Source organism: Methanosarcina sp. A14, from assembly GCF_001729375.1.
In the GTDB taxonomy this organism is placed as follows: domain Archaea; phylum Halobacteriota; class Methanosarcinia; order Methanosarcinales; family Methanosarcinaceae; genus Methanosarcina; species Methanosarcina barkeri.
Genome location: NZ_LZPK01000287.1, coordinates 1 through 6,395, shown reverse-complemented (window position 1 = coordinate 6,395; position 6,395 = coordinate 1). Strand labels below are relative to the sequence as shown.

5 protein-coding genes and 1 pseudogene are annotated in these 6,395 nt (G+C 32.2%); 2 read left to right on the top strand and 4 right to left on the bottom strand.

Annotated elements, in window-relative coordinates:
- Nucleotides 1-1,676 precede the first annotated feature (1,676 nt).
- The 4 genes and pseudogenes from A9239_RS13150 to A9239_RS20560 form a co-directional block, all read right to left on the bottom strand.
- Nucleotides 1,677-2,927: a prenyltransferase/squalene oxidase repeat-containing protein gene (locus A9239_RS13150; RefSeq protein WP_176722152.1), complete on the bottom strand. Its 1,251-nt coding sequence runs from the start codon at nucleotides 2,925-2,927 to the stop codon at nucleotides 1,677-1,679.
- 120 nt (nucleotides 2,928-3,047) lie between these two features.
- Nucleotides 3,048-3,452 carry a hypothetical protein gene (locus tag A9239_RS13145; RefSeq protein ID WP_048155300.1) on the bottom strand — a complete coding sequence of 135 codons (405 nt, stop codon included), beginning with the start codon at nucleotides 3,450-3,452 and terminating at the stop codon, nucleotides 3,048-3,050.
- A gap of 206 nt (nucleotides 3,453-3,658) precedes the next feature.
- Nucleotides 3,659-4,198: a DUF6932 family protein gene (locus A9239_RS13140; RefSeq protein WP_155396465.1), complete on the bottom strand. Its 540-nt coding sequence runs from the start codon at nucleotides 4,196-4,198 to the stop codon at nucleotides 3,659-3,661.
- A gap of 556 nt (nucleotides 4,199-4,754) precedes the next feature.
- Nucleotides 4,755-4,989: pseudogene (locus A9239_RS20560) on the bottom strand (ISNCY family transposase); the annotation flags it as partial.
- A gap of 185 nt (nucleotides 4,990-5,174) precedes the next feature.
- Between A9239_RS20560 and A9239_RS13130 the strand changes: the two are divergent.
- Nucleotides 5,175-5,669, top strand: a complete 495-nt coding sequence (locus A9239_RS13130; protein WP_048118098.1) for a hypothetical protein — start codon at nucleotides 5,175-5,177, stop codon at nucleotides 5,667-5,669.
- Between the two features lie 553 nt (nucleotides 5,670-6,222).
- A partial coding sequence (locus A9239_RS13125) for a P-II family nitrogen regulator (RefSeq protein ID WP_369815428.1) occupies nucleotides 6,223-6,395 on the top strand: 173 nt, incomplete at its 3' end.

The following is a 6,395-nucleotide window of genomic DNA, read 5'->3' as shown; positions in this document are numbered from 1 at the left end:
AATTTCCAAAATTTAGTATTAAGATTGTCTGGGATCTCAATTGTTGCTACCAAAAAAAAGAAGGAAAACCTTTACTGAATATATAATGTTTAAATGATAGGGTCCTTCCAAATCAGTACTAAAACTAAGGGTATACAATACTTATTTTGGATCATAAGTATGCATTAGAGTTTTCCCAATTAAGGTACACTCTAAAAATCAATTTTTTAGATAAATACTCTATAATACTCTTTTAAATCAAGAAGAAAACGAGATAAATACTTTATTCTTTTACAATTTATGTTTATTTATAAATAAGGCATATGATGTCATTTTCATCTATATAAAATTTAATGTTACAAGTAAGGATAAATCAACGTTTAATTTATCAATTAAAGTACTTAAGTCATTTAAACAGCAAATAGATCATTTAATGAATGTACCTCAACAGGGAGGGCTGACACTACATTTAATTGGGCAAATAAGGTTTAATATCCCTTAAAAAACTAATCATTATTCAAGGGGTCTATTAAATGAATGAGTAAACGGAGAACTACAATTTAAAATAATGGAGAAAAATATTAGAAAAAAACGATATCGGGGAAAATAGTGAAATTTATAAGACATGTCGGGTAAGTCAGGAGGATTACTCCTCCTTTCTCCCCTGGGAACCGTACGTGAAAGTTTCCCTTCATATGGCTCGAGTGTTTTCAAACCCTTTCTGTATCAGGCATCAGTTATCTGTATAACTGATTTTGTGATTCTGGATAACAGCCCATTAACATTACTGTCTGTAAGCCTCTCACCTACTGGTGTCTTTGAGTATCTTACATTCGTGAGTTTGTTTCCGTTCACACAAGAAAAAACCTTCAGTAAGTCAGCATCTTTTCAGATTAGGGCAAAGTTTGAACCCCTATTCAATCCATTACAGATTGACATTCGCTTTTTACTGAATCCTCTACCCTCAACGCCATCGTCATCCCTCACAGGAATCATACCCATAATTGGAGCATTTAGGGCTTACCAAGTTCTATACTACAAATAATATGAATACCTTAGAAGCCATCTATAAACCGAGAATCATTTGTCCATTTGCCATAATGTCCGCAGACCCATTACAACCTGATCCCGTACCTTTTGGTTTAAGCGTATCAACCTATTTTCACTTATTCCACTTCACGATTCTTACGATGGTTTACTTTACGTTCTTCATAGTATTCTTATCCTAACCAATTATCAAAGTCAGGTTCCTTGAGTTCTTGATATTGTCGTGTGAGCTTCACACACAAACGTTACCATTTGTGCATGTCACAGTAGGATTACCTCAAATGGAAAAGGTAGCGTATGACGCAATCCATAGTATAGCTTCTTGTCGCACCCTGCGGAAAGGGGGATATGGAGTATTATTTTCAATTAAGTACTTCACTACTTACGCGGGGTGTACTAGTGTCATGGCAATTTAATTATTGAGCATTAATATATGAGCTGATCCCAAAACTCAAAATTGCTTCGCTTAATTCCGTGTTTTGAATTATCAATCGAGTTTCTTATGTGGAAAACAGTTCTGAATCTTTTATCAATTTGGGAATAAAATTTGGTTTTGGGATCAGCTCATATAGAAATATATCATCTGTAATCCCTTTCTTAATTCTAAAGATGAAAAACTAAATATTCTAAACACTAATATAAATATGAGTTTAAGAAATCTTACTATATTTTAAGTATTGACTTAAACATATTATTACACGTGGTGTATCGTTACCCCAGCTTCCCTCAAAATCTTTATTTTTTAATAACCATCGAATACCCATTTTAATCTCTAAATTATTTGCTTTTATGCCGGCTCTAAGAAGAGTAGCAACAGCAGTAGCAGTATTTTCGATATTAGATATGTCAATTTTTACATTTGGTGTCCACACCCAACCCCATTCACCTTTCTCATTTCTTATAAAATCCTGAATACGTAAAAGATACCGAATACCTTTTTTAATTACTTCATCTTCTGCCTCTAATCCCGAAGCTAATAGAGCAGATATTGCATCATAAGTCTTGGTAATCAGACTAGCACTAGCACCTCCTTTCCAGGTATCACTCCAACCGCCATCTTCTCTTTGATTGTCTTCCAGCCACCGAATTGCATTTTGAATACACTCACTTTTAGGATCAATTTCTGCCTTAACTAAAGCCCTTACAGCACAACTTGTAGCTCCTACACTCATATTTTCGAAAGGTGTAGGACCCCATGCTTTGTAAACTTTATTCTGTACTCTAAGTAAGAATTCAATGTTTTCCTGAATAAAAGGGGAATCTACTTTTTCGCCTGCTTCTAAAAGGGCAATCGTTGCATAACTTGTTTCATACACACTACTACTAATTGGACAATATTCTAAAGGTAAGTACTTCCAGTATTCTTTTGGAAGATATGGGTAGCCTCCATCATCGTTCCTAAGTTGTATTTTTATCCATTTTATGCCATCTCGAATAACTTTTGAATCTTTTGGCTCGCCAACGTTTAAAAGAGCATGGATTGCCATTGCAGTATCCCATATTTTAAGAGGAGGTTCTTCATCCCATTTTTTTATTCCTGCAGGCAATTTTGCAACATGCATCCAACTACTATAAGTTCCCCATCCACCATAACGTTGTTTTTTTATTAAATATTCTTTGCCACTTTCAATTAGTCTTTCAATTTCTTCAAGAGGAATATCTGGCTCCCATGGGGGAATAACTTTTTTTATTGCATTTTTTAAATCTTCCTCTTTTATGCAATCATGATTAAGCTCTACCGATATTTCCTTTGCTTTACTTGTAATACTTGTTATTAAAAAATTTAAATAGTTTAATATATAGGGTTTTTCATCATCTGTAAGAAAATTTTCTGTCTTTATTTGCAAATATATCTTTTTTAAGACATCTTCACTTTTAATATTAGTTTTTTCCCTATTCACTTCTATCACCATCTTTAAGGGATTCAGAAAAACCCAATATTTGACTGGTATTTAAAATTAGAGTAAGGGTTTTATAGTAAAAACAGGAGATAATTTTATAAATTTAAAGAACAGTTGCATTTAGGCAACAGGCACAGCTAAACAAAGATTAGTTTTCTGATAGTATTGCCAAGAAGAATTAGTTTCTTTATAGCCTTGCCAAATAATGTCTCCAATAAGGCATGAAATTTCCTTTACAAATTTAGACTTATTTTGACTGGATAAATTTTCAAGGTCTATCTCTTTTATTAAGTTTGCTTCTTTTTCAAGCAATTCTTCTTTTCTTATTTTTAAACTATAAAGCCCAATTTTTAAAGAAAACCTCTCTGGAAATTCGGAAATCGATTTTTGACTATCACTTATTAATTTATCGAGTTCTTCAAGTTCCTCTTTCAATCTATTCCGTTCTCCAAACTTATCAATTAGTTTAGTTAGTTCTTCGATCTCTATTTTTGTGAGATTCGTATCTGGAAAATCCATGTCCATAAATATCCCCTAAGTATAAGTTTATTGAGTAGTAGTCTAAGATAAGTTACTTATCCTGAAAAAGTCACATGACTTATATCGTCATGTTATACACTGCATATTAAAAGTTAGTAAGTTACATTGTCTTTGATCAAACACCTTACTGTGCAAATATAATGAGCCTGTTTGATTTTTATCCAATACATTTAGTATATATGTTAATGCCATTATTTATACTTTTCACACACATTGTAAAACGAAGACAACTCATTAAAGTTTAGTTCTATTATAGTTTTTGGATTCCTTTTTCGATCATGTCCAAAATGTTTCTTCCAATAAGCAATCTGATTCTTTGAGTCGTCAACTAATTCGCCATTTATCTCATAGTAAATAGGAATAAAGAAAGAGTGACACATATATGACGATTTGATTTTTTTAGTAGGACCAAATGAATAAAATCTATTTTTTGTATGTTTATCTAGTGAATCTAATTTAGCACCATCAAAATGTGTGACAAAATCGATATCATTTGGATCATTTTTCTGTGAAGTAAAACTACCATCAAACCATTGGATAATAGGCACATTGAATGAAACCAAATGCTTACAATAGTTTAGATATCCTTTAAATATCTTTACGCGTGTACTTGATGATTGAAACGCATTTACAAACTTATCTTGAAACTCTTTAATGTCTGATTCTATAATACCAGAGGAATTAATCAGAGGGATATTTCCATTCTCATCAAACTCAGGCATCATATTCATATTTGACAATGAACACATATTTATAAATTTTGAAATAACCGTCATGCATTAAAAAATTTATTTATAATTATTAAATACTTTTTCTTAGGTTATGTAAGTCTTCAGCTTATAGAAGAAGCAGATAAATTACTTGTTTTAAATCAAAGTTACACTGATTCAAATTGTGGTATACTATGGAGTACTAACTGAAATAAAAATTTGAACAGCGAGATTTATATGTGATTTATGCGTAATTTATTTCCGTTTGGCCACTACATTAATTATTCTACGAAATTATAAAATTCAAGACTTCGTTTGGTAGAAAATTTCATATAGGAAAATCAATTTTCTCCATAGTACGCAAAAACTTGACTTAATATTTACAGCAAATTTGATACACTGCCAGAATATCTACAAACTACAGGTCAAATAAGGATCTAAAACGTGACTTTAATCCAGAGTATTTTCTTTAATTGATTTTGTTACTCAAATGCGTAAGTCCTAAATTAATACAACCTTTTCTTGTGGTTTGCTTTGCTCCACCCTCAGATAGCCAATCTTTAATTATTTTGTCGTTCCTACCACAATTTGAGCATTTGTATCGACCAATCTTGATTTTTCCAAGACTTTTTTGGTGTATGTATTATTGCCGTTATGAACCATAGAAGTACAGCAAATAGGACAAGGTGGAGTAGTTTTTCTACGAAAAACTTCTCTTGTGGTAATTCGTAATCATCGCTAAAACTATCTAAAAAATTGAAGAATGAAGGTAATTCCGAAAAGTTATTAAGAGTAAGACTTATAGTTATCACTCTTGTGCCGTAATATCAGGACATAATTATAAAATTATAAATCTATGTACTGATGTTGCACTTACTTTTATCACTAGATTTTGGAACTGAGCTCGTTTTCAGTTTTCCGCAATAAAAATTGATTAAGAAGCATTTTATATAATCATATTAGTAAATATATACATAAAATTACAGGCGAAAATCACATGACTCACGATGATTATATGCTAATCCTGGGATCAAACATCTATGCAGACCAGGCATATATGGTGTCATATCAGACAGGTACAGAAAAAGGAGACAGAACACACCTGTTTACTCTGGAAAACTCTGATGGCAACCTTACTCTGACAACCGAGATCAAGGATGAAAACTCAGAACTCATAGCAAAAATCGACAGGAACGAGTTTACTCAAATTAACAAAAACTTTGATGTGCAGGGAGAAATCGAGAAAGGAAATGGGCTCACGTTAACAAAAAGAGAAAACGGTGATGTTATTTTTAATGCTAAAATCACAGAAGACGGATACGCAGCAGTGAGTGGAATTTTCTATGTAGGAGGAACGAAAATTCGTATAACTGACCGTACTGTGGAAATAAACGATACTCCCAGGCAAACCGTAAACGGTGTAAATGTGCATGATACCTTTTTTGTTGGGAACTACGATATCACATTAACCGATGATGGCTTGAGGTTTTAAGGCTGGTAAATAGTATTTGTAATTTAAAGAGAATAACTAAAATCTTTTTTCGGGTATCCAATTCAATTAAAATATATTTTTGCTGTTTCCGGTCCGTTTAAATCTTCCCCGAATACGTTTGAAGTAACTATCCAGCTACCTCAATTTCTGAGTTATTCTCGTTTGAAAAATCAAAGTGAATTAAAAAACCCGTGATTTTAGCAGATTTATAAGAAGCCCTTTACAGGGCTTTTTTGATTGAAGTAGTCTTTTATGAGACGGATTTTTCTGGTTGAAGTGAACTTTTTTTCCACGACCAGAGCAGTTAAAATACGAGCTCATCCAAAAACTTAGAATTACATCCTTAAACCTCTAATTTTGAATAGTCAATGACCTTGCGGTCATGGAATTAATTTTGAAAACCTTATTGATATGCAAACAAGATTGTTTTTGGATAGATTTATACTAAGAATTTTTAAATTGATTACACATTGTTATTAATTTTCAGAAAAATAATTTAATTTTTAATATGATGGTTATAAATAGAATAAAACAGGAACTCGGATGCTGAGTGATGATAACAATGAAATATATAATCGCAATGATAAGACCAGAAAAGCTTGACAATGTCAAAAAAGAGATTCAGAAAATTGGAGCACATGGATTGACAGTATCATCTGTTTCTGGATATGGTGCCCAGGGAGGACATCTGAATGTTGATAGAGCTAAAACTGAAAAATACGAAGC

Excerpts from the sequence above, each read along its gene's own strand:
- A9239_RS13145 (WP_048155300.1), bottom strand. The coding sequence starts at position 3,452 with ATGGACATGGATTTTCCAGATACGAATCTCACAAAAATAGAGATCGAA.
- A9239_RS13140 (WP_155396465.1), bottom strand. The coding sequence starts at position 4,198 with ATGAATATGATGCCTGAGTTTGATGAGAATGGAAATATCCCTCTGATT.
- A9239_RS13130 (WP_048118098.1), top strand. The coding sequence starts at position 5,175 with ATGACTCACGATGATTATATGCTAATCCTGGGATCAAACATCTATGCA.